The organism is Paenibacillus sp. MER TA 81-3 (genome assembly GCF_023713585.1).
Taxonomy (GTDB): Bacteria; Bacillota; Bacilli; order Paenibacillales; family Paenibacillaceae; genus Paenibacillus_B; species Paenibacillus_B profundus.
This window is the reverse complement of record NZ_JAMAWB010000006.1, coordinates 1-23913: the sequence shown is the minus strand read 5'-3', so window position 1 is coordinate 23913 and position 23913 is coordinate 1. Positions and strand designations below refer to the sequence as shown.

The 23913-nt window shown below is 50.2% G+C and carries 22 protein-coding genes, 16 tRNA genes and 1 rRNA gene; 5 read left to right on the top strand and 34 right to left on the bottom strand.

Annotation, left to right across the window (positions count from 1 at the left end):
• The first annotated feature begins 3 nt into the window (after nt 1-3).
• On the top strand, nt 4-774 hold the full coding sequence (locus M3650_RS09690) for a class I SAM-dependent methyltransferase (RefSeq protein WP_251574247.1): 771 nt from the start codon (nt 4-6) through the stop codon (nt 772-774).
• A gap of 61 nt (nt 775-835) precedes the next feature.
• On the opposite strand, the gene M3650_RS09685 is transcribed toward M3650_RS09690, so the two are convergent.
• A complete protein-coding gene (locus tag M3650_RS09685) occupies nt 836-2422 on the bottom strand; it encodes a peptide chain release factor 3 (RefSeq protein WP_251574245.1) in 1587 nt (528 codons plus the stop codon).
• A gap of 232 nt (nt 2423-2654) precedes the next feature.
• On the opposite strand from M3650_RS09685, the gene M3650_RS09680 reads away from it, so the two are divergent.
• Nucleotides 2655-3776, top strand: coding sequence for a flavin-containing monooxygenase (locus M3650_RS09680; protein ID WP_251574242.1), 1122 nt, complete (start codon nt 2655-2657; stop codon nt 3774-3776).
• A 246-nt stretch (nt 3777-4022) separates the two neighbouring features.
• Here M3650_RS09680 and M3650_RS31900 read toward each other — a convergent pair whose 3' ends face one another.
• The 9 genes from M3650_RS31900 to M3650_RS09640 all read right to left on the bottom strand — a co-directional run bounded on the left by M3650_RS31900 (nt 4023) and on the right by M3650_RS09640 (nt 13521).
• On the bottom strand, nt 4023-4151 hold the full coding sequence (locus M3650_RS31900) for a hypothetical protein (protein ID WP_285848393.1): 129 nt from the start codon (nt 4149-4151) through the stop codon (nt 4023-4025).
• A gap of 468 nt (nt 4152-4619) precedes the next feature.
• Nucleotides 4620-5081, bottom strand: a complete 462-nt coding sequence (locus M3650_RS09675; protein WP_251574234.1) for a hypothetical protein — start codon at nt 5079-5081, stop codon at nt 4620-4622.
• Nucleotides 5082-5231: 150 nt separating this feature from the next.
• The gene (locus tag M3650_RS09670) at nt 5232-6224 is read right to left on the bottom strand and encodes an ABC transporter ATP-binding protein (protein ID WP_251574231.1); all 993 of its coding nucleotides are present in this window, start codon (nt 6222-6224) and stop codon (nt 5232-5234) included.
• Entirely contained in the window at nt 6221-7231 is a 1011-nt protein-coding gene (locus M3650_RS09665; protein WP_019423837.1) for an ABC transporter ATP-binding protein, read from the bottom strand. Before M3650_RS09665 ends, M3650_RS09670 begins: the two co-directional genes overlap by 4 nt.
• A gap of 105 nt (nt 7232-7336) precedes the next feature.
• Nucleotides 7337-8182 carry an ABC transporter permease gene (locus tag M3650_RS09660; protein WP_019423838.1) on the bottom strand — a complete coding sequence of 282 codons (846 nt, stop codon included), beginning with the start codon at nt 8180-8182 and terminating at the stop codon, nt 7337-7339.
• A 6-nt stretch (nt 8183-8188) separates the two neighbouring features.
• Nucleotides 8189-9139, bottom strand: coding sequence for an ABC transporter permease (locus M3650_RS09655; RefSeq protein WP_251574229.1), 951 nt, complete (start codon nt 9137-9139; stop codon nt 8189-8191).
• Between the two features lie 81 nt (nt 9140-9220).
• Entirely contained in the window at nt 9221-10828 is a 1608-nt protein-coding gene (locus tag M3650_RS09650) for an ABC transporter substrate-binding protein (RefSeq protein ID WP_019423840.1), read from the bottom strand.
• A 233-nt stretch (nt 10829-11061) separates the two neighbouring features.
• Complete coding sequence (gene zwf, locus M3650_RS09645) at nt 11062-12606, bottom strand: glucose-6-phosphate dehydrogenase (RefSeq protein ID WP_251574227.1); 1545 nt, start codon at nt 12604-12606, stop codon at nt 11062-11064.
• A gap of 138 nt (nt 12607-12744) precedes the next feature.
• The gene (locus M3650_RS09640; protein ID WP_251574224.1) at nt 12745-13521 is read right to left on the bottom strand and encodes a YwmB family TATA-box binding protein; all 777 of its coding nucleotides are present in this window, start codon (nt 13519-13521) and stop codon (nt 12745-12747) included.
• Nucleotides 13522-13807: 286 nt separating this feature from the next.
• Here M3650_RS09640 and M3650_RS09635 point away from each other — a divergent pair, with 286 nt between their 5' ends.
• Entirely contained in the window at nt 13808-14179 is a 372-nt protein-coding gene (locus M3650_RS09635; RefSeq protein ID WP_251574222.1) for a hypothetical protein, read from the top strand.
• A gap of 177 nt (nt 14180-14356) precedes the next feature.
• On the opposite strand, the gene M3650_RS09630 is transcribed toward M3650_RS09635, so the two are convergent.
• The 7 genes from M3650_RS09630 to M3650_RS09600 all read right to left on the bottom strand — a co-directional run bounded on the left by M3650_RS09630 (nt 14357) and on the right by M3650_RS09600 (nt 19159).
• Complete coding sequence (locus tag M3650_RS09630) at nt 14357-15001, bottom strand: response regulator (RefSeq protein ID WP_036705333.1); 645 nt, start codon at nt 14999-15001, stop codon at nt 14357-14359.
• Entirely contained in the window at nt 14985-16088 is a 1104-nt protein-coding gene (locus M3650_RS09625; RefSeq protein ID WP_019423845.1) for a HAMP domain-containing sensor histidine kinase, read from the bottom strand. The genes M3650_RS09630 and M3650_RS09625 overlap by 17 nt, the downstream gene beginning before the upstream one ends.
• 121 nt (nt 16089-16209) lie before the next feature.
• A complete protein-coding gene (gene liaF, locus M3650_RS09620) occupies nt 16210-16860 on the bottom strand; it encodes a cell wall-active antibiotics response protein LiaF (RefSeq protein ID WP_019423846.1) in 651 nt (216 codons plus the stop codon).
• 109 nt (nt 16861-16969) lie between these two features.
• On the bottom strand, nt 16970-17653 hold the full coding sequence (locus M3650_RS09615) for a PspA/IM30 family protein (RefSeq protein WP_251574220.1): 684 nt from the start codon (nt 17651-17653) through the stop codon (nt 16970-16972).
• Nucleotide 17654: 1 nt separating this feature from the next.
• Complete coding sequence (locus M3650_RS09610) at nt 17655-18131, bottom strand: PspC domain-containing protein (RefSeq protein WP_233698007.1); 477 nt, start codon at nt 18129-18131, stop codon at nt 17655-17657.
• Nucleotides 18132-18139: 8 nt separating this feature from the next.
• Nucleotides 18140-18811, bottom strand: coding sequence for a PspA/IM30 family protein (locus M3650_RS09605; protein ID WP_251574212.1), 672 nt, complete (start codon nt 18809-18811; stop codon nt 18140-18142).
• 48 nt (nt 18812-18859) lie between these two features.
• Entirely contained in the window at nt 18860-19159 is a 300-nt protein-coding gene (locus tag M3650_RS09600; RefSeq protein WP_483311737.1) for a LiaF transmembrane domain-containing protein, read from the bottom strand.
• Nucleotides 19160-19420: 261 nt separating this feature from the next.
• On the opposite strand from M3650_RS09600, the gene M3650_RS09595 reads away from it, so the two are divergent.
• Both M3650_RS09595 and M3650_RS09590 read left to right on the top strand, forming a co-directional pair.
• Nucleotides 19421-19960 carry an NfeD family membrane protein gene (locus tag M3650_RS09595; RefSeq protein WP_251574208.1) on the top strand — a complete coding sequence of 180 codons (540 nt, stop codon included), beginning with the start codon at nt 19421-19423 and terminating at the stop codon, nt 19958-19960.
• Between the two features lie 45 nt (nt 19961-20005).
• Nucleotides 20006-21556 (top strand): flotillin lipid rafts scaffold protein FloT, encoded by a 1551-nt coding sequence (locus M3650_RS09590; protein WP_251574205.1) that lies wholly within the window; start codon nt 20006-20008, stop codon nt 21554-21556.
• Nucleotides 21557-21922: 366 nt separating this feature from the next.
• Here M3650_RS09590 and M3650_RS09585 read toward each other — a convergent pair.
• The 17 genes from M3650_RS09585 to M3650_RS09505 all read right to left on the bottom strand — a co-directional run.
• Nucleotides 21923-22004: transfer RNA gene (locus M3650_RS09585), tRNA-Leu, on the bottom strand.
• Nucleotides 22005-22215: 211 nt separating this feature from the next.
• A tRNA-Arg gene (locus tag M3650_RS09580) sits at nt 22216-22292 on the bottom strand.
• Between the two features lie 11 nt (nt 22293-22303).
• Nucleotides 22304-22378, bottom strand: a tRNA-Cys gene (locus M3650_RS09575).
• Nucleotides 22379-22381: 3 nt separating this feature from the next.
• A tRNA-Gly gene (locus tag M3650_RS09570) sits at nt 22382-22456 on the bottom strand.
• Nucleotides 22457-22459: 3 nt separating this feature from the next.
• Nucleotides 22460-22534, bottom strand: a tRNA-Gln gene (locus tag M3650_RS09565).
• 11 nt (nt 22535-22545) lie between these two features.
• Nucleotides 22546-22621: transfer RNA gene (locus tag M3650_RS09560), tRNA-His, on the bottom strand.
• Between the two features lie 19 nt (nt 22622-22640).
• Nucleotides 22641-22714 (bottom strand) — tRNA-Trp (locus tag M3650_RS09555).
• 7 nt (nt 22715-22721) lie between these two features.
• A tRNA-Tyr gene (locus M3650_RS09550) sits at nt 22722-22807 on the bottom strand.
• 10 nt (nt 22808-22817) lie between these two features.
• Nucleotides 22818-22890 (bottom strand) — tRNA-Thr (locus M3650_RS09545).
• Between the two features lie 13 nt (nt 22891-22903).
• Nucleotides 22904-22979, bottom strand: a tRNA-Phe gene (locus tag M3650_RS09540).
• Between the two features lie 4 nt (nt 22980-22983).
• Nucleotides 22984-23060 (bottom strand) — tRNA-Asp (locus M3650_RS09535).
• A 5-nt stretch (nt 23061-23065) separates the two neighbouring features.
• Nucleotides 23066-23142: transfer RNA gene (locus M3650_RS09530), tRNA-Met, on the bottom strand.
• A gap of 4 nt (nt 23143-23146) precedes the next feature.
• A tRNA-Val gene (locus tag M3650_RS09525) sits at nt 23147-23222 on the bottom strand.
• An 80-nt stretch (nt 23223-23302) separates the two neighbouring features.
• A tRNA-Glu gene (locus M3650_RS09520) sits at nt 23303-23377 on the bottom strand.
• A gap of 5 nt (nt 23378-23382) precedes the next feature.
• Nucleotides 23383-23475: transfer RNA gene (locus tag M3650_RS09515), tRNA-Ser, on the bottom strand.
• A gap of 1 nt (nt 23476) precedes the next feature.
• Nucleotides 23477-23552 (bottom strand) — tRNA-Asn (locus M3650_RS09510).
• A gap of 136 nt (nt 23553-23688) precedes the next feature.
• Nucleotides 23689-23913 (bottom strand): 23S ribosomal RNA (locus M3650_RS09505); the annotation flags it as partial.

Here is a 23913-nt window from a genome sequence, read left to right as displayed (position 1 = left end):
ACGATGGCATCGCAGCGAGCATCGGACCATATTGCCGTTCCCGATCATGTCTTCATCTACGAGCATCAAGCAGCTCAATATGATCGTCTCATCGAGTGCGAAGACGATAAGCTGGAATTGAGGCAAGCGCTCAGCAAGCTTCTGCAATCGGAAGCACATGGCCGCGTTGCAGAGCTTGGAGCAGGCACAGGACGCTTGACGCGCCTCGTGCTGCAATATGCTCCTCAGTTAGCTGAATACACCGCCTGTGACGCCTCTGCTTCCATGTTGCGACAATTGGAAGCGAATGTGCGACGTGATGTGAAGGATGGACATTATAACAGCGTGCGGGCCAATATGGTGCGTACCGTGACGGCACCGCATCATCGTCTCCCTCTAGCTGCTGGTTCCGTCGACTTGGTGCTGGCTGGCTGGACCATATGCTACGCCTGCAGCGAGGAGCACGAGCATCAGAACAATATGCTGCCGTCCATCATGGAAGAAGCCCGTCGCATTCTGCGGCCGGGTGGGCGCATAGTCATCTGGGAAACGCTCGGCACCGGTGTCGACGCCCCCGCAGTTCTCCCCGCATTACGCGGCTATATCGAAGCTATGGAGGAACGATATCATTTTCGTCATGCCATCCTACAAACCGACTTTCGCTTTCCGAATCTCCATGAGGCTGAATCGCTCTCAGAATGGTTCTTCGGCAAAGAAGTGCTTCGTATGCTCCGGCAAGAGTCTGATGGAACTGTCTTGCTGCCATCCTTCACAGGCATGTGGATTCAAGAATAAGAAATAGACCCGCTGATATAACAGCGGGTCTTGCTTTACTTCCAGTACTGTCATTCTCCGCTTATGGCGCGGTCTCCGAAAATGTCACATCCGGCATTTTGTCCATTGCCGTGCGCATCGCATATTCATTCTCGAATAGCGCGACATAATTTCCATTCTTATCTGTAACCAATTGCGAGTTAATACGGAACTTCGACGGATCAAGCGATGCCCCTGCCACCCAACGCGCAAATTGATACGTCAGACGCAGAAGCTGCACTTCAACGCCGTACTCCGCTTTCATGCGGTATTCGAACACCTCGAACTGGAGCTGACCGACGACGCCCAGAATCGTCTCGTCGAATACGCCCGTCGCATGGAACACTTGAATGGTTCCTTCTTCCGTCAGTTGGTCTACACCTTTTTGATACTGTTTATGCTTCAAAGCATTTTTAACTGTAACCCGTGCAAAAATCTCCGGAGAAAACGTCGGCATTTCGTCGAACGTCACTTCCGAACCTTGGCTCAGACTGTCTCCGATACGGAAGATGCCCGGGTCGAACAAGCCGATGATATCTCCCGGGAACGCTTCCTGAACAATATCCCGGTCTTGAGCCAGAAATTGCTGCGGCTGCGCCAGCTTGATCTCTTTGCCCGCGCGCACGTGCTTCACGCTCATGCCGCGTTCGAATTTGCCCGAACAAATACGCAAAAAAGCAATGCGGTCACGGTGTGCCGGATTCATATTCGCTTGAATTTTGAAAATATAGCCTGTAAATTTCTCATCGGTCGGCTCAACCGGCCCTTCCGTCGACTGGCGGATTTCCGGCTTCGGCGCCAATTGCAGGAAGTTCTCCAGAAATGTCTGTACGCCGAAGTTATTGATCGCACTGCCGAAAAAGACCGGAGTCAATTCGCCGCGCTTCACTTTCTCGTAATCGAATTCATCGCCCGCCACATCGAGCAGCTCGAGCTCTTCGCACAATTGATCATGCAAATAATCGCCCGCCATTTCCCGAATGACCGGATCGCGGTAATCCTCGACTTTTTCTACTTTGATGACAGAGTGGTCGTCCCCTTGGAACTGCTCCACCTGCTTCTTCATCCGATCATAGACGCCACACAGCTCGCGCCCCATACCGATCGGCCAGTTCATCGGAACCGAACGAATGCCGAGCACCTGCTCGATTTCTTCCATCAGCTCGAACGGATTCCGTCCTTCCCGATCCAGCTTGTTAATAAACGTAAAGATCGGGATGCCTCGCTTCGCGCACACTTGGAACAGCTTAATCGTTTGCGCCTCGACCCCTTTGGCCACGTCAATAAGCATGACGGCGCTGTCCGCAGCTGTAAGCGTACGGTATGTGTCTTCACTGAAGTCTTGGTGACCCGGCGTATCGAGAATGTTGATCCGGTGTCCGTTGAAATCGAACTGCATTACCGAAGAAGTAACGGAAATTCCCCGCTGCTTCTCGATTTCCATCCAGTCGCTCGTCGCGTGCTTGTTCGCTTTACGAGCTTTTACCGTTCCTGCCAGGCGAATAGCGCCCCCAAACAGCAACAGCTTCTCTGTCAACGTTGTCTTACCTGCGTCAGGGTGGGAAATGATCGCAAAAGTGCGGCGTTTCTCCACTTCTTGCTTTAATTGTTCTGATAACGATTTGCTCATATTTTTAGCCCTCTCATCACAAAATCACGTATCTGTTATTGTATCACAAAACAGGTAAGCCCATAAATGGGGAAAGCGAACAACATGAGCGATAACCTATAAATATTTTATTTCTGTTTGTTTCGGCAGACCGGTATAAAGATATTTAGAGCTGATACCACAAAAATATATTCAAACATTATTTTGAATGTTATAATGATTAAAAAATAGACTAGTTAGCGGGTGAGCATATATGCATTCATTTCAGTCAAATCCAATAATTGATGTGGTCATTATCGGTGCAGGGCAAGCAGGACTTGCTTTAGGCGCGCAGGTGAGCTTGCTCCAGCCCAGACTATCCACCCTCCTGTTAGAACGCCACCGGCGAGTTGGCGACAATTGGCGCGAACGATACGATTCGCTCGTATTGTTCACACCGAGAAAATATAGCGAACTGCCCGGGCTGTCCATGGCAGGAGATCCAGATGGGTTTCCTGCGGGTGATGAAGTCGCAGACTATCTGGAGCATTATGCCAAGCATTGGCAGCTGTCTGTGCGGACCGGAAGCCAAGTCGAACGAGTCGAGCACGATCCGGCTCTTGCCGCTGCCTCTTCAGCTAGCGGCGCAACATTCCATGTATACCTGCATGGACAAGACGCACCTATTCGCTGCAGACGACTTGTGCTCGCAACCGGGCCGTTCCGTACGCCTTATGTCCCAGATTGGGCTCAATCGTTGCATGACAACGTCATGCAGCTCCATTCCAGCCAATATAAGCGTCCATCACAGCTGCCGTCAGGTCCGGTGCTCGTCGTGGGCGGCGGTAACTCCGGCGCACACATTGCGGTGGAGCTGTCCAAGTCTCACCCGACCTCCCTTGCCGTACGTGGAACTATCCGCCAGCTCCCGCTCCATATCCTTAACCGAAGCACCTTCGAATGGATGGATAAGCTGACTTTGCTCCATGCGCAAGCGGACGGGAGACGCGCTCGTTGGCTCAGACGCAAGGGAGACCCTATATTCGGGTATGCGTTGCGGGAAGCTGTTCGCTCAGACCAGCTTCAGCTCAAGCCGGAAGCCGTCGGCATTAATGAACAAGGTACTGCCGTCCTGTTCAAGGATCGGTCGAGCTGCAAGCCTGCCACCGTCATCTGGGCCACCGGCTTCCGCAATGACAACCGTTGGCTGCAGCTCCCTTCCTTGTTCGACGAACATGGCCAGCTTATGTACACTGGGCATCGCACCCCCGTGAACGGGCTGTACGTCATCGGCATGCCCTGGCAGCATGCGCGCAGCTCTGCGCTGCTGTGCGGTGCGGGCCCGGATGCCAAGCGGCTCGCCACAGAGCTCTCTGCAAGCGACAGGGTGCTCTAATTGAGCCCGATAGCAGAGCTTGCGGTTGCCCCTTGCCACATGAAGTCGGGTCGCCGGTCTGGCAGCTTCCTTGGATCGAAAGTACTGTTCGCTCGCCGCTAATGAGCCTAAACCAGAATTTCCATCAATAGCATTGCTTATGCCAGCAGTGTTTATAATACACGAAGTGTGCCGTACGTGCCGGGGGAACGATCAATCTGACGGGGATTTGCTTCATAGGCCTCTTTGCTTTGTTCTCCCAATCTATCAGGTCACGGCATACCCAGAGATGTCTCTAGTTTCATTCCCATCGTAATTGGCCACTTCTTGACTAATATCTTTACGGAACGGCACTGGAACCTTATCTTCGACGTTATCCATCCATTCTGACTTCACGGGAGAATGAGGCAAAGGGACATTGCACCTATGATTCCCGTCTACATGTTCTCCTTTGCAAGCAAAGGAAGGCCTTGTACCCCCTTTGCTTCGTTCTCCCTCTCCATCAGAATACGGCATGCCCTTAAGACGTCTTTGATTCAAACTACTGTAATTAGCTGTTATCTACATAGAACTACATGTAATACCTGACCTCTATCCATCCTGACTGAATGGGAGATTGAAGCTAAGGAGCATTACCCGCATGACCAACTATATATTTTCTTTTCTGACCGAACGGGAGATTGACGATAAGAGAATTTGAACGTATAGCCATAGCCAACTACCTATCCTCTTTTGTAAGCGAGGGTTACTGCTACTCTGTTTGAAAGGACTTCATAACGAAGACGTCTTCTATTCCAACATTCTAATAAAAAAGCGCCTGCCCTCCTCTTAAGGAGAAACAGACGCTTTGCGGTCTTCAAATATTTAAGCCTGTTGTCCAACAAAAGCGCGCACTGCGAGCGTAACCGTTCGTTCTGAACCGATAGCCGCTTCTTCCTCGATGACGGTCCAGTTCGCCGCAAGTGTCGATTTCAGCGCATCCAGGTTGGCATCAGACAGCTTCAACCCGTTGTATTGTCTCTCTCCGCGGGAGAAATCTGTGCCTTCCTCCACACCGAATCGTTCCTGCAACCAAATTTTCAATCCGTTCATCGTATTGAACGTGATACGGTAGCCTTCCAAGACGGCCTGCTCCAGCGATTCGCCATGCTCTTTGGCATAGGACAAAAAATCATCGTACGTGAACCATTCCTCATTGATCCGGATGAGTTCGCTGCTGTCTTCAGTACGGATGATATTCAGCAGCTGCTCGTCCGTAAAGCCTTTGCGACGCGCCCGTTCCAACATAATTGCTGTATTTTGCGACAACAAAATTCCGTTAGCCAACTATGACACCTTCCCATTTCCCTGTCCATAAACAGTTATTATCGAGTTGACATCCCCAGCCGTCCTTGACCACCATTAGGCGGCCAAGCAGGCCTCTCCATTCCAGCCTTGCTCTAAAAGCCGCTTCCACCTTATCCGCGCAGACGACTATTATTGTTGTCCGTCATGCAGATGGCAAGCTGCATAGTGGCCCGGAGCTATTTCCCGCCACTCCGGCTCTTGATCACGGCACCGATCGGTAGCAAACGGGCACCGCGAAGCGAACTTGCACCCGTGAATCTCATCCATTGGGCTCGGCAAATCCCCCTGCAGCATGGCGGATGAAGCTCCGCCCACCGCTTTCGGGTCAGGCACGGGAATAGCCGAGAGCAGAGCTTGCGTGTACGGATGAGCGGGGTGACGGTACAACTCATCGCTCTCCGCCACCTCCACCAGCTTGCCCAGGTACATGACGCCGATTCGATTCGAAATGTGCCGTACCATCGATAAATCATGAGCTATAAACAAATAGGTCAAGCCATACTCCGCTTGCAAGTCTTCAAGCATATTAACAACCTGCGCTTGGACAGATACATCCAATGCCGATATCGGCTCATCACACAATATAAATTCCGGTCTGACCGACAATGCTCGCGCAATGCTGATGCGTTGTCGCTGTCCGCCGCTGAACTCATGCGGATAACGTTCGGCATGCTCTGGCTTTAATCCGACTTTGTCCAACAGCTCCAACACCGTCTGCCGACGCTCCTGTGGGCTTCCGAACCCGTGAATCTCCATCGGCTCGCTAATGATTTGCGTGACGTTCATCCCGGGGTTCAGTGACGAATACGGATCTTGAAAAATCGTCTGCATCCGCTTGCGGAACGGCTTCAGCTGAGCTTCATGCATGCCAGCTACATTGCTGCCATCGAACCATATCTCACCGTCTGTCACATCATATAAGCGGACGATGGAACGTCCTGTCGTCGATTTGCCGCAGCCTGACTCTCCCACAAGACCGAACGTTTCGCCGCGGTTAATGTGGAAGCTTACATTATCCACCGCTTTTAACACTTCGCGTCTGCGGCCGAATAACCCTTTAGAAGCAGGAAAATATTTCTTTAGCCCGCGAACGTCCAACAGCACGTCTTCCTTTTTACTCATTTGGCATCCTCCCCCCGCTGCTGATTGGCGCCGTCTTGGTTCTGTTCATCCAGCAGCCAACAAAGCGAACGATGCCCCGGTTCCGTCGTCACATAAGGCGGCATCTGGCGGCACTGCTCAGTGGCATAGGCGCACCGTTCCATGAACGGACAGCCTTCGGGCGGATCCAGCAGATTAGGCGGCGTGCCTTCAATCGTAGCCAATCTTTCACGCTGACCGTCCGCCACTTTCGGGATGGAACGCAGCAGACCTTGCGTGTATGGGTGCTGTGGTCTCTCAAAGATATCTTCCACCGAGCCCTCTTCCATAATGAGTCCGCCGTACATGACAACTACACGGGTACATACCTGTGCCACGACGCCCAAGTCATGTGTAATTAGCAAGATGGCTGTGCGGGTCGTATCCCGCAGTTGCTTCATCAAACCGAGAATTTGCGCCTGAATCGTGACGTCCAGGGCGGTAGTCGGCTCGTCCGCAATCAACAATTCCGGCTGGCAGGACAACGCCATGGCGATCATAGCACGCTGCCGCATGCCGCCGCTGAACTCATGCGGATATTGGTCGATGCGCGTCTCCGGAGACGGGATGCCCACCTGACGGAGCAATTCGATAGCCCGGGCACGGGCTTCCGCCTTGCCGAGCTTCTTGTGGCGCTGCAGCACTTCGATGATTTGCGCGCCGACCTTGACTACCGGATTGAGCGAGGTCATCGGATCTTGAAATATCATAGCGATACGGTTGCCGCGGATGCGGCGCAGTTCTTTTTCGGACATGGCCAAAATATTTTCGCCGCGGAACCATACCTCCCCGCTCTTGATTTGTCCTGGTGGCGGAATAAGACCGATGAGCGATTTGGCGGTAACACTCTTGCCGCTGCCCGATTCGCCGACAATGCCGATAACTTCTCCTTCGCGCACGTCAAAGCTGACGCCCCGGACAGACTGCACTTCCCCACCCCGTGTCATGAACGAAGTTCTCAGTTGTTGAACGGATAGCAATTCAGTCATAAGTCTCACTCCGTTGTATATAATCATTGCGCCATTCCCAACGTACCGTCGGGCCGCATCCTCTACACTTGCTACTACATGGTCTAAAGCTTCCGTGCCAGAAGTTTATCGTCGATTCGCTCTTGGTTCGAATGCAACACGGAATACGTCGCCCAAGAAATTGAAAGACAGAACAGTCAACAAGATGAACATACCCGGGAACAACGCCAAATACGGAGCTTCCCCGATATAACCCTGTGCGTTATTCAGCATGCTGCCCCACGACGAATTCGGCTGCTGCACGCCAAGACCAAGAAAGCTAAGCGACGATTCCATCAAAATGGCAGATGCGATGTTAATCGTGGCCGCGACGATAATGGTCGGCATAATGTTCGGTACGATGTGCTTCAAAATAATATTAAGCCTGCTCTGGCCAGAGACTCGCGCATAGAGCACATATTCACGCTCTTTGACAGACAATGTCTCCGCGCGCACTATCCTCGCTATATTCATCCAACTGAGCATACCGATAATAATAATAATCGTGCTAATGCTCGGCTTTAAATACGCATTTAAAATCAACATTAAGAAGAAAGACGGAATCGACATCAATACGTCGACCATGCGCATCAACACATTATCAACCCATCCGCCAAAATATCCGCTAACCGTCCCAACGGCAGTTCCGACTAAGACGGCTATCGCCATGGACAAGAAGCCGACCGAGAGCGATACCCGTCCGCCGTATAACGCGCGGGCGAAATAATCCCGTCCGTAATCATCCGTTCCGAACCAATGGGATGCGTTCGGTGCCTGCAGCTTGTCCATCGGCATAATCTTGTTCGGATCGTAAGGCGACAGAAAGGCCAAGACGGACATGAGGACAAATACGGCGAGTATGATGAGTGCGGCAAGCGCCGCTTTCTGTTCTTTTAACTGTGTCAGTACGTTACGCCATTTCATTCGGTTCATTTTCCATCACCCCATCGTCTTTATTCGTGGATCAACCACGCCGTACAGTACGTCTGCCACCAAATTCCCTATGACAAGCATCACTGACGATATCATGGTGATCCCCATGATGACGGGATAATCGAGAGAGAACACCGAATTAATGCCGAGCAATCCCATACCTGGCCACGAAAATACCGACTCCGTAATGAACGCCCCTGCGATAAGTTCAGGAAAAGACATTCCCAATATCGTAATGATCGGCAGCAACACGTTCTTCAGCACGTGACGACGCAGCACGGTGCCCTGGGTCGCGCCATAAGCGTACTGGATCTGGACATAGTCTTCTTCAAGTTGACTAATCGTGTGTGATCGGATGTAACGCATATAGACCGACACATTCATAAAGGCGAGCACCGTACACGGCAAGATGCCGTGCTTCATTATATCCCATATCGAGTCAACGCCGATCGTCCGCATCCCCATACTCGGCAGCCAATTCAGCTTTACCGCAAATAAATAGATGAGCATGATGCCGAACCAGAAGCTAGGAATGGAAATTCCGATATAGGAAATCAAGCCTAATACGCGGTCTGCCGGACGATTTTGTCTCGACGCTGCATACATGCTGAGCGGGATGGAAATAATGAGCGACAATAAGAGGGCTGACCCCATTAATCCAATAGTAGCCGGTAGGCGCTCCACGATGAGCGTCAGCACCGGCCGATGATTGGATACAGAGTAGCCCAAGTTACCCATAAATACATTTTTGAGCCAAATCCAATACTGAATGTAGATCGGCTGGTTCAGTCCCAAGCTTTGGCGAACTCTCTCTACGGCTTCCGCGTCCATGTCTGGCGTGACGAACGAAAGCACCGGATCACCCGGTGCAAGCTTAATGAGCGCGAACGATACGATAGAGATGAACCACAGAAGCGGAATCGCCTGCAGGACTCGTCGCAAGATGTATTTCTGCAAAGGGGTTCCCTCCGAACAAGCGCCGGTGACATCACCGGCGCTCTTTTTCTTGTTGTATAGTTCAGTACCTTATAGGCCGTATTAATTCAAATAGAGCTTGGACAAATCTTCGAACATGAAGACCGGCTTCGGACGAGCTTCGTCCAGTCCGCCGTAGCGCTTATCCACTGCGATAATCGCCTTGTCGAACGCAATCGGATAGACAACCATATCATCGGCTATGGTTTGCTGGATTTGCTTGTACAGCTCAGCGCGTTTTGCCGTATCCATTTCAACTGCAGCTTGATCCCACAGCTTGTCGAGATCTGCATTTTTATAATGTGAGTAATTGTAGGCCGCATCGCTCAAGTACAGCGATTTATAAGCATCTGGCTCGACACCCATAATGTAACCATTGAACGACAGGTCGAACTTCGTGTTATTTGGATCCAATGACATATTGCTGTATGCCGTAGAATCCAGCGGCATCAATTCCACCTCGATGCTCACTTCTTTCAGCTTCTGCTGAATAACAAGAGCTTGAGCCTCTTGGATTTTGTTCGAGTTCGCATAGGCGAGGCGAAGCTTCAAGTTCTCGGCGCCCGCTGCCTTAAGCAGTTCTTTCGCTTTGTCCGCATTGTAATTGTACTGTTCGTGGTCTGCCGATTGATATTGCGTATCCGGTGTGAAAATCGATGTTCCCGGCTCGGCAAATTCAGATGATCCGTATGCGGTCGCAATCAATTCATTTTTGTCGAGTGCATAGCCAATCGCCTGACGGACTTCTTTCTTTTTCAGCGCATCGATATTAAAATTATATACCATGTAGTTCAGACGGCCTTCCGGATAAATAACCATATTGAATTTTCCAGTTCCATTCAGCTTGTTATGATCCGCAGGGTCAATTTTGCGCATATTCAGCTCACCATTTTGCAGCGCCAGGTTGGCCGCATTCGGATCTTTAGCAATCCGATATGTGACGGAATCCAAATGAGCTTTACCGCCAAAATAATTGTCGAATCGCTCGAGTGTCACATATTCACCTGGACGGTATTCTTTGAATTTGAACGGTCCCGAACCGATCGGATTGCTGTTCTTACCGCTCTTCTCTAAGTCCGTCTCCCCTTCAAATACATGCTCCGGAATCGGCTTTAACGTTGCCAGCATCGCTTCAAAGGATGCCGATGACTGCGGAAGCACGAATTCAACGGTGCGATCGTCCACCTTCTTCACGGTCAACGGCTTGCCGTTGAATACGAAGGAGCCTCGCTGAGAGCTGTTCTGCTTCTCATCCAAGATGCTGTTCATCGTGTACACGATGTCGTCAGCCGTCAACGACTGGCCATCATGCCATGTCAGCCCTTCGCGCAGCTTCAGCGTATACGTCAGAAAATCTTCCGATGGAGTCAGGCTTTCTGCGAGCACGAATTTCTTCTCGCCTCCATCTTCAATTGTATATAACGGTGCGAACAACGATTGGTTAATCGTTAACGTTACCCGGTCATTCGAGTATAATGGATTCAATACGCGGGGATCCTCATGCACGGCGATGATAATATTGCCGCCGTCCTTCGGCTGGCCTGTCCCCTCTGCCGTTGTCGACGATGTCGAATTAGGATCCTGTGCAGGAGTCGAGCTGTTACCGCAGGCGCTCATGAAGAGAACGAGAAGAGATAACAGACCTGTAATCCAGATGTTCTTGCGTTTCATGTCGATTCCCCCTGAAATTTGTAAACTAGAGTATGATATTAGTATAACGATCTTTTTTCAGATAGCAATCTTTTTTTCCGAGTTAATTTATAGGAATTAAACATTTTAACGAGGGAAAGCACGAAGAAACCGATATATAGCAGCAAAAAGGCTGCGCTCTTTCCGAAGAGCACAGCCTGTCCACCAACATCAATCAATACTACAAGCCCGGGCGGGCTCAGTTCCAATTGTTGTTATTTCGTCCACACCACTTGGCTTTCCTCTTGCCCGTTAACCGGCCACCAATGGAATCCGTCCTCCGCCAACATCTCGTCTGCTTGCGTCGGTCCCCAAGATCCAGCCGGATACAAGAACAAATCGTTATTGTCTTCCTTCCATGCGTTAGCGATGCGATCAACGAAAGTCCATGCCGAAGCCACTTCGTCCCAACGCGTGAAATAGGTGGAATCCCCTCGTGCCGCATCAAAGATCAAACGCTCATACGCCTCTGGCGTGTTAATGCCGATCATGCAGCTTTGACAGAAATCCATGGCGAGCGGTTGAACGCCGCCTTCAGCACCAGGCTTCTTACCGTTAATCTTAATGTAGATGCCTTCCATCGGATTAACACGAATGACGAGCAAGTTCGGCTCGAGCGTGTGCTTCTGTCCGAGATACACATTGGTCGGCATATTTTTAAATTCCACGACGACTTCGGTCGTCTTCACTGGTAGCCGCTTGCCTGTACGAATGTAGAACGGTACACCAGCCCAGCGGAAGTTATCCACATATACGCGTGCGGCAAAATACGTCTCCGTAACGGACGCCGGATTAACCTTGTCCTCTTCGCGGTATCCTGGCAGCGCCTTGCTGTTCAAGGACCCTGCGGAATATTGCCCGCGGACGACATTGCGCCGCACTTCTTCTCCCGTATGATATTGACGAAGCGAGCGAAGCACCTTCACCTTCTCATCGCGAATATCTTCTGGATGAAGTCGGCTAGGCGGCTCCATCGCAATCATCGTCAGCATTTGCAGCATATGATTCTGCGCCATGTCTCTCAGCGCGCCTGCATGATCATAATAGCCGCCGCGCTCTTCTACTCCCACCGTTTCAGACAAGGAGATTTGAATGTTCGCAATATGCTTATTGTTCCACAATGGTTCAAAGAAAGCATTCGCGAAGCGAATCATTTCAATGTTCTGAACCATCTCTTTGCCGAGATAGTGGTCAATGCGATATATTTCTTCCTCTTTGAACACTTGGCGAATTTCTTCGTTCAGCTTCTGCGCCGACGGCAGATCATAACCAAATGGCTTCTCGATGACAAGACGATGCCACCCAGTGCTGTTAAGCATCCCGCCCTCGCGCAAGTTATGGGACACGCTGCCGAAGAGTTCAGGTGCGAGAGCCAAATAGAACAAGCGGTTACCCGGAATATTATATTCCCGTTCGATATGTTCCGTTTGGACCAGCAGTTCGCGGAAGCCTTCCACATTGTTGATGTCGAGCGGTTTGTACTCAAAATGCTTGGCAAAGCCACTCCACTCTTCCTCGTTCTGAATCGGGTAACGACAAAATTCATCAATTGATGCGCGCACATCTTCACGAAATTGATCGTTCGTGCGTTCGCGGCGAGCCAGTCCAATGACAGCGAAGCGTTCACCTAGTTTGCCTTCGCGATATAAACTGTATATTGCCGGGAACAATTTGCGGCGCGCCAGGTCGCCGGTTGCACCGAATATGTAATAGACGGCGCCCTCAGCCAATTGGGATTCTTGATTCTGCATCACAGTCATCTCTCTCCATCATCCTTACACTCGTTTATAGATCTAAATATATCACATTTCGAATGTGATGCCATTTTAGCATACTTAAAGCATAGATGCTATGCCTTCCTTCTCGTCAAGTAGAAAAGTCATTGAGGAGACAAATCTCTAATATTCTCCAGCAATAAGCGGCGTACCGAACGAAATACGGGTCTCCCCTTTCTCACGGTTCTCATGTACGGCAAGCTGCAAGTTAGCGTGGCCCTGCTTCATCTTTACGCCTTGTCCCATATAGTCGGTGTCATAGGACACACTAATGGTTCGCTCATCCTCATATCGGTCAAGCGGCTCCGCTTGTCCCCATTCCCGCAGCGCTTTCTCTGCCCTGTCAAAGCTTTGCTGAAGGGAAGCGGCGGTGACCGTCCGTACCGTTGCGTTCCAATCCGGCTTGAAATTGTTGTCGGATAGCGCGTTAATAAGCCGTTCTCCCTCTTGTGCGGATGCGGACATCCCGCCTTTGGCAGGGCCTTGAATCTTAACGGTATAGTATATCCGCCCGTCCGCTTCTTGGAACAACAGCATGTCACCATAATACGAAGATGTCGCGTAGCGGCCGCGATACACTTCCCTGCCCCGCTCCTGCACCGGTGCCAAAGATTCTCTAACTCCTCCTGCTTCCCGCCAGCGAATTACTTCGTCATACGGTTCTCCCTCCGCGATAAAGCTGCCATGAATTGTGACGATTGTGTTGAATTGTCGCTCGCCACTTAACTCGGCTAGCACCCACAGCATCTGAACCCGCTTCATCATGTCAACAGACTCCTTCTCTTGTAAAGAGGCGGAGCGCCATTCCCCGCTGTTCCACACCGTCACCCAAGCGCCGCAGAGCGCAAGCACTACTAATCCGATAACTGCCGCCCCCGTGCGGCGGACCACTTTCGACATTCGATCACCTTGCCTTTACAGTAATTGTGAATCGAAATCTTTAAAAGTGCGTGAACTTCTTGAGAAAACCTCTATCGAGCCTTCCAAAGATAAGCGACCGCGTTCAGATCTAGGTTATATCACCATAAGATATGTTTTGGTTGCACTTTATCGCTTCACATAACTTAAACATTCCTTATTGGTAAAATAGGCGCTTCTCTCCTAGGTGAATAACCATACAAGATTATCCTCTATGGAATAGACTGTTGTCATAAACGTCCCGGAAGGAAGAAGGAGGCATATTAACATGGTTCCTGTTCCATTGGATGAACGAACCATCCAACATCATTGCGGTCGTACGGTTTATGTCGAGACGCAAGACGGGCAGCGTTATATCGGACGGCTGAGCTCATGCCGAAGGGGTAAGCTTGTGCTGAACGCCGATGCGACTTCTGCCGCCAAGCAACAATCGCTCGCTCCCGCTAAGAGAAAGAAAAAAGGTTCGAGACAAAATACACCAAGTGCAGCAAGATCCGAAAAAACAGCCCCGAAGGCACACACCAACGCCGTCGTTCCATATGGTACGTATTATCCTTATCCATACGCCCCGTATAATTACGGTCCCCGCGTTGATTTAGATCTAGCTGTGGTAACATTATTGCTTCTGCTTTTTATCTAAATAATCCTGCTTTGCATCCCTGTAACCAAGCAGAAGCGGTGTGGACGTCCATTGTACTACGTGGATACCTCATGTCTGCAAGGCGTACAGGGCAAGCTTTAAGGCGCATCTATCTTATCCTTTCCTGTTCATGAACAAAGAACCCGACCGCTTTCCTCAGAAAGTGTCGGGTTCTTTTCATTCAGCCAAACCATTCTTATAGGCGTAAATCGCCGCCTGTGTGCGGTCTTCTACTCCGAGCTTCGCTAATATATTCGTGACATGGAACTTCACGGTCTTGATTCCAATAAAGAGATCGTCCGCAATATCCTGATTCGACTTCCCCTGTGCGAGCAAGCGAAGAACGTCCATCTCGCGTTCTGTCAGCTGCTCATGCGCCGCCAGTGACTGTTTCGGTTGGCGGAACCGGTTCATCATCTTGGATGCTACTTGAGATTCTAGAACAGATTGTCCTCTGGCAGCGGCCCGTATCGCTTCTGCGATCTCGGAAGCGCGCGATGTCTTAAGCAAGTAGCTGAACGCGCCCGCTTCTATGACGGGATACATCTTCTCATCATCCAAATAACTGGTAAGCACGATGACTTTGCAATCCGGATATAGTTGCAGCAGTTTACGCGTCGTTTCGATGCCGTCCATCCCGTCCATTACCAGGTCCATCAGCACGACATCCGGCTTGTATTCCTGTGCAAGGCGAATGCCGTCCTCGCCGTTGCTTGCTTCCCCTACGACTTCTATGCCGTCCTCGGTGCTCAGCACGGCTGCCAGACCGATACGAACCATTTCGTGATCATCTACCAGCAATACTTTAATGGGTGTCTCCATCATGGATGCTTCCATTTCCATCGCTACCCTCTTCCTCCCTCAAGCCACTTTCCTCTTTGACAACAGGTACGCGTATCTCGATACGGGTACCTTTATCCGGAGCAGTAATGAATTGAATGGAACCTCCCACCTCATTAATACGCTCCTGCATCATTCGAAGTCCGTAGCTCGCTTGCTTTTTATCGCTCCAGTCAAAGCCTACGCCGTTGTCCCGAATGAACAGACGCACGAAATCGTCACGGTTCTGCAGCTTAATCTCCATGCGGGTTGCCTTAGAATGCCGCAGCGTATTCGATAGCGCCTCCTGCACAATCCGGAATAAATGATTTTCTACGCCTTTAACAAGCTCGATGTGCTCATCCATTTCACATAGGATTTCAATCGGAATCTTACTTTGCAGCTCTCGAATCAATTCCGCAATCCCTTGAGCCAATCCTTTGCCTTCCAAGTGAACGGGCCGCAAATGCAGCAGCAGAGCCCGCATCTCGGATTGAGCAACCGAAGCCATCTCTTCGATAAGCTCCACCTGCCGTTCGGCGCGGTCGAAATCTTTATCCAGCGTGCGTCTTACGGCCGTTGCCGTCATCGAAATGGCGAACAGCTGCTGACTTACCGCATCATGCAGCTCCCGCGCCAAGCGTTGCCGCTCTTCAATAATAGCCGAAATTCGGGCTTGCTCGGCCAGTTGAGCGTTGTTCGTCGACAACCTTTGCAGGGATGTGACCTGTTCTTCCCAACGCTTGCTGACCCGCCCCAATTGATCGGCCAATTGACCGATTTCATCTTCACCCAAGTCGGGCATCGGCCGGGATAAGTTCCCCTTCTCCAAGAGCAGCATCGATTCGCGCAGCAGCTCAATGCGGCGTTTCAATCGATATCCTTGAAAGAAGCCGTAGCTCGTCGCAATGATGGCAACTACGATTAAGGCTGACAACGTCGCCTTCACGCCGTCAAGCCACGTCTCAAACGGTTTTACGTAGCCGTAGGACTGTAATAAATATACGATGATAAAAAATAAAATACATGAAAGGAGAAGCGTTTCGCCCACTAAACGCATAACCATGTTCGCATTTTTCTTCGGTTCCATCGCCGGCTATTGCATCTCCTTTCTTTTTTCCATTCGCTATAAATACGTGTTCAAAAAGGTCACTTTTCAGCACCGAGAAGTACAAGTTTTCGTAAGTGATCAAAAGTTTTTTGAACACCATCTACACGTGCAATTTGATGTCTATATCTCCTACGATATAAGAGATGTATAGTTTCACTCGTTGATCCGCCCAATCATAATTAGGAGAACGCCAAGTCCATTTATTAAACAATCCCGTCTCTTTATCCCGGCCGACATCGATCTGTCCGCATAAGACGGTAGCTTCAATTTCTACGCCGACATCGTCAGGAATCGTAATGTCCATATCTCCCATCACGCCTTGGAACAACAGCTTCGTCTCCGGCTCTTCCAATATGGCGAGCGATAAGTCGATATCGCACTCTCCAATGACATGCCACATGCTTTGGCTGTGCAAAATATAAGGCTCCCGATCCCATTTCAAGCTCGCGGACAGATTTTGCCGTTTCTCGACCCGCTCCTGCTTCTCATCCTGCCGAGTCCGGGAATAGAAAATACCTAACGATATGAGGATAATTCCCAAAAAGAGCATCAAGTGCTCCAACAACAGCAGCGCTCCCCCAACACCAAGCAAAATATAACCGACACGCAATTCCGCAGCACGAACTTTACGGACGCCAAGGTAGAGCATAACGAGGGCGACAAACGTTCCGAAACTAAGCCACTTGCCTATTAAAATAAGCAATCCAACAACAATGAGCACATATGCAAGTAAACGGTTGTTTGTCTTCATGCCGCACCTCCTGTCGCAAAGAATCGTGGAAGCCACTAACGGCGATGCAAATGCATCGCCGCAGAGCTCCCTTGTTAGCATATCATAACCTGAGACCTACCCCAAGGGGTTATTCGTTTTGGCCTAATTTTTGTTTCAACGCAGCCAATTGCTCGTCGACTTTAACTTGCTTCTCCACATCAACTGGTTGTTGGTACGAAGCCGGTGTAGAATAGCCGCCGTAAGGAGCGCGCATCACTTCAGCTTCCGCCTCCAATTGCATAATCTTCTCTTCCATGCGGTGGAAGCCGCGGGAAGCAGTGCCCGATTCAATCGCGTGCACGCTTGTGATGGTAGCCATTTGCTTGCGAGCCTTCGCCATTTGTGCACGGGCTGCCAATTCATTGCGCTTATTGCGCAGCTTGTAGAATTCATCCTTCATGGAATGCAATTGCTGCATCAATTCGTCTGCTTGTGATTTGGCTTGTGTATGCAAATCACTGTATTCCGCCACTTTTTGATCATAGTACAATTTCTCTTCCAGGCATTTGCGTGCCAATTCCTCTTGTCCTGAAGTCAGCGCGCGCTCTGCCTGTGCTTCACGGTCGGCAGACATCCGAATCGCTTCATCGAAGCGGTGTTTAATGCGGCGCTCATTCGCCATTTGCTTCGCTACCGTCACTTCCGCCTCATGAATTTCCTGCTCCATGTCGCGCAAATATTGATTTAACATAACTACCGGGTCTTCTACTTTGTCCAATACCTCATGAACCGACGCTTTCGTCATATCTTTAATTCGTTTGAATACTCCCATTTTACTTATCCCCTTTCTCATACTTTGCGACTCTATTGCGCAATTCTTGTAGTTCTTTCATCATTGCTTTTCTTTCGATATCTTCCATCATGGAATCAATGGAGGAATTATCTTTTTGCTTCATGTTTCCGTAGCTGGAGGAATTGTAACCACCATAATTGTCGTACGACCCGCCTTGACGAGTGTTGTTGTTGTTGTAATATCCTTGGTCATTCGCCGTATAGCCGCCATTGTAGCCATTTTGGTTATTGTACGGACCCGAGCCGTATCCTTGCGGACCATACGGAGTATAAGGTTCTTTTGGCACTACGAGTGCTACGATGAAATATACGAACAGTAACGTGAAGCCGGAAAAGAAACAGCCAATCACAAACAGGATACGCAGCAGAGTTACATCGAAGCCGAGCCATTCGCCCAGGCCGCCGATGAGGCCGCACAGCTTCCGGTCACGAACCGAACGATACAATTTTCTGTTCATGACTCATGTCACTCCTTTGTCGAGTCTAATTTCTGTCTTAATCGTTCCATCTCACGCTGCAGCGCCAATTCTTGTCCTAAACCACCGCCACCCGCCTGTCCGCTCATCCGACGAACCTGTTGAACACTCTCTGTTTCCCATTCCATATCGGAGACGCGGTCTTCCAGACGCCGGAACATGCCATCGACTTGCCCGCCGCCATATTGTCCGAAGCGTTGGTTCATCTGCTGCTGCAGTCGAATATTTTGCATACGGGCGAAATAATACTGGCGTTTGTCATACACCGTTTGATATTCGCTCTTGAGCAGGTTCAATTGCTCTTCCAGGTCGAGAATCGCTTGCTTGCTCTTATCATATAAATCAGCGTACTGCACTGCTTTCTCATCGTGCATCAGCTTCTCTTGCAGAGCAATCTTTGCGGCGAATTCCTCACCTGCCTTCAATGCCAGCATCGCTTGCTGTTCTCTGCGGTCACGCATTTCCTGCGCTTGATTCAATTGATGTCTCATTTGATTGGCGTGCATCACATATTGTTGATAGAGACGGTCTGCTTCCGCAATATCATGCCGTGTGCGCATTAGAAATTGGTCGATTAAGCGCACTGGGTCTTCCACTTTATCCAAGCGCTCATTGAGCGTAGCGAGTGTGATGTCGCGAACCCTTTTAAAAATGTTGCTCATGCCGCTCTTCCCCTCCTTGATTCGTCATTTTTCCTGCATCGTTTTTGATTAATAAGGATGTCTATTACGCTTACTGGACAACATCGATACCCCGAATCCTACCATTGCTACGGCAACGATAATACCGATGAGCCAAGATAACTTGCCGATTAAGCTAATCGATCCGATAATGATGAAAATCCATCCGAAGGTTGAATTTCCTGCCTTCACACCATAGTAACCTAGTCCAATCAGAAGTATCGGAAGCAGATAGCCGAACCAGCTACCTAAGTGAAGCCCGAACTTGCTGAGAAGGATGAAGCCACCCAGTGCAATAAGTATAAAAGCGAAGGTATTTCCTTTGTTCATTTGCATTCGGTTCGTCACCACCTTTCGTTGTGTCTTGCTTATGTCTCTATTTTAGGTGGAATCGCATTTATTCAAAACAGGCTGGGGGCGGTTTTTATACCTAGACTGAAGTCGGGGGCCGGGATCGACCTCAGTTCGAATCGATGCTAGACAAAATATGTGCGGGGGTGAAACTACTGCGTGGTAACGTACGTATATATTTCCATAAGGATCCAAACGACTGATCCTCACCACACGCACCTACTGCGAAGGAGAGATACTATGGAAGCTATATATTGGGGCTTGCTCGTATTCGGCGCCTTATATGCCATCATTACCTTTATCTTCGGGGAAGTGTTAAGCCACGCTTTTGACGCCTTTGTGGGCGATGGACACCTCTCCTTCCTGCAACCTACCGCTCTAGTGAGCGGTTTAACGACCCTTGGTGCTATCGGAATACTCCTTACCCGCTATACAGCCTTCCAGTCGGCCAGCATCATGCTCATCGCCATTGCTGGCGCCATTCTCGTCTCCGTCATGATGTATTTCTTCTATATACGGCCGATGGAGCAAGGGGAGAATTCAGTTGGCTTCTCTATCCAAGACCTTACCGGGAAGGTAGGCGAAGTGAATGTGCCGATTCCAGCTGCGGGCTTCGGTGAAGTGACCGTTCGCATCGGGGCGGGCGTAACGAATCAGATTGCAGCTTCGTTCGATAAGGAGGACATCCCGTCTGGAACGACCATTGTCGTCATTGAAGTGAAGGAAGATACACTGTATGTTTCTCCTCTCACTGAGGATTTGCTCCGTCCAAGCCGCTAACATTGGTGTTTCCACAAATTTATATATTAAAGGGAGCTGTATGCCATGGATTTTAATGATGTATTATTGGTTCCGGTCATTGTCGTCGGAGTCATCGTTCTACTCGGACTCGCCTTCTGGGCCCGTTATAAGACGGTCCGACCAGATGAAGCTATGATTGTCACTGGTTCCTATCTTGGCTCGAAAAATGTAAGCGCCGATGATTCTGGGCGCAGGTTGAAGATTGTCCGCGGCGGAGGCGCATTTATATTGCCTATTTTCCAACAGTCGCGTTTTCTGTCCTTGCTTTCGCATAAGCTAGACGTCATGACACCAGAGGTGTACACCGAGCAAGGGGTTCCCGTCATGACCGACGCAGTCGCCATCATCAAGATTGGCGGTACTGTGGAAGACATCGCAACGGCTGCAGAACAATTCTTGGGTAAACCATCGGAAGCGTTAAAGAGTGAAGCGCAGGAAGTGCTGGAAGGCCATCTGCGTGCTATCCTCGGCTCGATGACGGTCGAGGAAGTATACCGCAACCGCGATCGTTTCGCTCAGGAAGTGCAGTCGGTTGCTGCCAGAGACTTGAAGAAGATGGGCTTGCAGATCGTATCGTTCACCATTAAAGACGTGCGTGACAAGCACGGATACTTGGATGCGCTGGGGAAGCCGCGTATTGCCGCTGTCAAGCGTGACGCCGATATCGCAGAGGCGCAAGCTGTCCGGGACTCCCGCATTCAGAAAGCGAAGGCGGAAGAAGACGGAATGAAGGCAGAACTGGTTCGCGACACGAACGTCGCCGAGGCGTCGAAGGAGAAGGAATTGAAGGTTGCAGCGTTCAAGAAAGACCAAGATATGGCGCGCGCTGAAGCCGACCAGGCCTACTTCATTCAGGAAGCGCGCTCCAAACAAAGCGTCGTGGAAGAGCAAATGCGCGTCGAGCTCGTACGCAAGGAACGGGAAATTGACCTCGAAGGTAAAGAAATTTTGCGGCGCGAGAAGCAGTATGATGCTGAAGTGAAGAAGAAAGCAGACGCCGATCGTTATTCGGTCGTTCAAGCGGCAGAAGCGGAGAAGTCACGCAAAGTGCTTGAAGCAGATGCGCTGCAATACCGCATCGAAGCGGAAGCGAAGGCGCAAGCAGAACAGAAGCGGCTTGCAGGGCTCGCGGAAGCGGATGCAGAACGTGCGCGCGGTACCGCGGAAGCGGAAGTCATTCGGCTGCGCGGTCTGGCGGAAGCGGAAGCGAAGCAGAAGCTCGCAGAAGCATTCGAGAAGTTCGGCGAAGCTGCGGTACTCGACATAGTCGTGAAGATGCTGCCTGAACTCGCAGGTAAGGTGGCTGAACCGATTAAATCCATCGACAAGCTGACGGTCGTTGATACGGGTAACGGCGAAGGGGCCGCACGCGTGAGCAATTATGTCACACAGTTGATGGCAACCGCACCGCAAATGCTAAAGGATGTCTCTGGACTCGATGTCGAACACATGATTAAGCGGCTGACAAAAGGAGCCGGCGAAGATAAGCCAACTCCAGCCGCAGTTGCATCTAACGTTGCAGTAACAGCAGAGAAACCGCCTGTAATTAAGGCAGCGGATACACCGGAAGCCTAACATAAGCAAGCCATTATGGATATCTAACTATTTATGAACAAAGCCTTGTGGGCAGCACCTGATTGCAGATGCGCCCGCAAGGCTTTTTCATTATGACTTTGTTATAATAGCCAATCAGCGACGCCGCAATTCTGTATTATTGCTGCGCGGCTCCTCCGTAGAATTGCTCTTCCCGATATGAAGATACTGCCCGTCGCGGCTGGGTCATAGTCATTTTTCAACAGCGCCAATATCTATACTCGTCCGGATATAGCGCTTAAATATCTTCTGCTAATGAAGCAGTTGCCCGAAGATATAAAGTGCTTCTAAAAAAGGAAAAAGGGTTATAAAATTGCTTATCCAAGCAATTTTATAACCCTTTTGGAATACCGATGGCCGGACTCGAACCGGCAAGCCTCTCGGCACCGCATTTTGAGTGCGGCGTGTCTGCCAATTCCACCACATCGGCAAATTTATATTCATCCCAACTGTTCTTTTCACTTTTCTAAAAGATACAGAACAGCAAGAGAGAACTCAAGATGAAAAGATTCATTCAATGCTTCAAAAACTATGTCACTGCAAGGCTTTTATGACTCTTACTCTCGACTGACGAAAGCGATTTTGAATATCGCGCGTCTGCCATCTCGTTACACTGGCATATGAAGTTATTGAACTTATAATGGCGTGCCCTAAGAGATTCGAACTCCTGGCCTTTTGATTCGTAGTCAAACGCTCTATCCAGCTGAGCTAAGGGCACATATTGCAAATTGGAGGCGCCACCCAGATTCGAACTGGGGAATAAAGCTTTTGCAGAGCTTTGCCTTACCACTTGGCTATGGCGCCATCTGGAGCGGACAACGGGATTCGAACCCGCGACCCTCGCCTTGGCAAGGCGATACTCTACCACTGAGCTATGTCCGCAAATGGCTGGGGATATAGGATTCGAACCTATGGATGACGGAGTCAAAGTCCGTTGCCTTACCGCTTGGCTAATCCCCATTGTGGTAATATGGGGCGATCGAGGGGAATCGAACCCCCGAATGTCGGAGCCACAATCCGATGCGTTAACCACTTCGCCACGACCGCCATATTCACAATATTCTCTTGGCAGGGGCAGCAGGAATTGAACCCACACTAACGGTTTTGGAGACCGCTGTTCTACCTTTAAACTATGCCCCTATATAAGTGGTGGAGGATGATGGATTCGAACCACCGAACCCTTCCGGGAACAGATTTACAGTCTGCTGCGTTTGGCCACTTCGCTAATCCTCCACAATATCAGTGCCGGCGAAAGGAGTCGAACCCTCGACCTACTGATTACAAGTCAGCCGCTCTACCAACTGAGCTACACCGGCTCAAAGCCTTGTATGGTGGCTCGGGACGGAATCGAACCGCCGACACGAGGATTTTCAGTCCTCTGCTCTACCGACTGAGCTACCGAGCCAAAATGGCGGAGCTGACGGGATTCGAACCCGCGTTCTCCTGCGTGACAGGCAGGCATGTTAGGCCTCTACACCACAGCTCCATATTTGGTTGCGGGGGCAGGATTTGAACCTACGACCTTCGGGTTATGAGCCCGACGAGCTACCGAACTGCTCCACCCCGCGATAATGGTGGACGCTGACGGGATCGAACCGCCGACCCTCTGCTTGTAAGGCAGATGCTCTCCCAGCTGAGCTAAGCGTCCATTTTACGATGACTATTATATAATACCAGATATTACTGAATCATTTCAACCCTCAATTTATTCCAGTTGAATGATGTAAGTGGTGACCCGTAGGGGATTCGAACCCCTGTTACCTCCGTGAAAGGGAGGTGTCTTAACCCCTTGACCAACGGGCCGCAACTGGCGGAGAGAGAGGGATTCGAACCCTCGAGACGCTTTTGGCGCCTACACGATTTCCAATCGTGCTCCTTCGACCAAACTCGGACATCTCTCCATGGCTCCCCGAACAGGACTCGAACCTGTGACAACTCGGTTAACAGCCGAGTGCTCTACCAACTGAGCTATCAGGGAAAATAAATCTGTATACTGCATTTTTGCTTAAGTGATGCATAAGCAAAATATAATCCCTTATAAAGGATATGCAGTTCAAGATATTGCACCTTGAAAACTGAACGCGAAAGTTTCAACTGCTTCGAATCATATTGCTTAGGATAAGCCCTCGACCGATTAGTATTCGTCAGCTCCACACATTGCTGTGCTTCCACCCCGAACCTATCTACCTCGTCGTCTTCAAGGGGTCTTACTAATTGGGAAATCTCATCTTGAGGGGGGCTTCACGCTTAGATGCTTTCAGCGCTTATCCCTTCCGTACGTAGCTACCCAGCCATGCCTCTGGCGAGACAACTGGTACACCAGCGGTACGTCCATCCCG

Bases quoted from the DNA above. Each gene is read 5' to 3' on its own strand.
- zwf (WP_251574227.1), bottom strand. From the start codon at position 12,606: ATGACTGTGATGCAGAATCAAGAATCCCAATTGGCTGAGGGCGCCGTC.
- M3650_RS09630 (WP_036705333.1), bottom strand. From the start codon at position 15,001: ATGGAGACACCCATTAAAGTATTGCTGGTAGATGATCACGAAATGGTT.
- M3650_RS09660 (WP_019423838.1), bottom strand. From the start codon at position 8,182: ATGAACCGAATGAAATGGCGTAACGTACTGACACAGTTAAAAGAACAG.
- M3650_RS09605 (WP_251574212.1), bottom strand. From the start codon at position 18,811: ATGAGCAACATTTTTAAAAGGGTTCGCGACATCACACTCGCTACGCTC.
- M3650_RS09680 (WP_251574242.1), top strand. From the start codon at position 2,655: ATGCATTCATTTCAGTCAAATCCAATAATTGATGTGGTCATTATCGGT.
- M3650_RS09610 (WP_233698007.1), bottom strand. From the start codon at position 18,131: ATGAACAGAAAATTGTATCGTTCGGTTCGTGACCGGAAGCTGTGCGGC.
- M3650_RS09635 (WP_251574222.1), top strand. From the start codon at position 13,808: ATGGTTCCTGTTCCATTGGATGAACGAACCATCCAACATCATTGCGGT.
- M3650_RS09625 (WP_019423845.1), bottom strand. From the start codon at position 16,088: ATGGAACCGAAGAAAAATGCGAACATGGTTATGCGTTTAGTGGGCGAA.
- M3650_RS09615 (WP_251574220.1), bottom strand. From the start codon at position 17,653: ATGGGAGTATTCAAACGAATTAAAGATATGACGAAAGCGTCGGTTCAT.
- M3650_RS09685 (WP_251574245.1), bottom strand. From the start codon at position 2,422: ATGAGCAAATCGTTATCAGAACAATTAAAGCAAGAAGTGGAGAAACGC.
- M3650_RS09595 (WP_251574208.1), top strand. From the start codon at position 19,421: ATGGAAGCTATATATTGGGGCTTGCTCGTATTCGGCGCCTTATATGCC.
- liaF (WP_019423846.1), bottom strand. From the start codon at position 16,860: ATGAAGACAAACAACCGTTTACTTGCATATGTGCTCATTGTTGTTGGA.
- M3650_RS09650 (WP_019423840.1), bottom strand. From the start codon at position 10,828: ATGAAACGCAAGAACATCTGGATTACAGGTCTGTTATCTCTTCTCGTT.
- M3650_RS09600 (WP_483311737.1), bottom strand. From the start codon at position 19,159: ATGAACAAAGGAAATACCTTCGCTTTTATACTTATTGCACTGGGTGGC.
- M3650_RS09640 (WP_251574224.1), bottom strand. From the start codon at position 13,521: ATGTCGAAAGTGGTCCGCCGCACGGGGGCGGCAGTTATCGGATTAGTA.
- M3650_RS09665 (WP_019423837.1), bottom strand. From the start codon at position 7,231: ATGACTGAATTGCTATCCGTTCAACAACTGAGAACTTCGTTCATGACA.
- M3650_RS09670 (WP_251574231.1), bottom strand. From the start codon at position 6,224: ATGAGTAAAAAGGAAGACGTGCTGTTGGACGTTCGCGGGCTAAAGAAA.
- M3650_RS09690 (WP_251574247.1), top strand. From the start codon at position 4: ATGGCATCGCAGCGAGCATCGGACCATATTGCCGTTCCCGATCATGTC.
- M3650_RS09590 (WP_251574205.1), top strand. From the start codon at position 20,006: ATGGATTTTAATGATGTATTATTGGTTCCGGTCATTGTCGTCGGAGTC.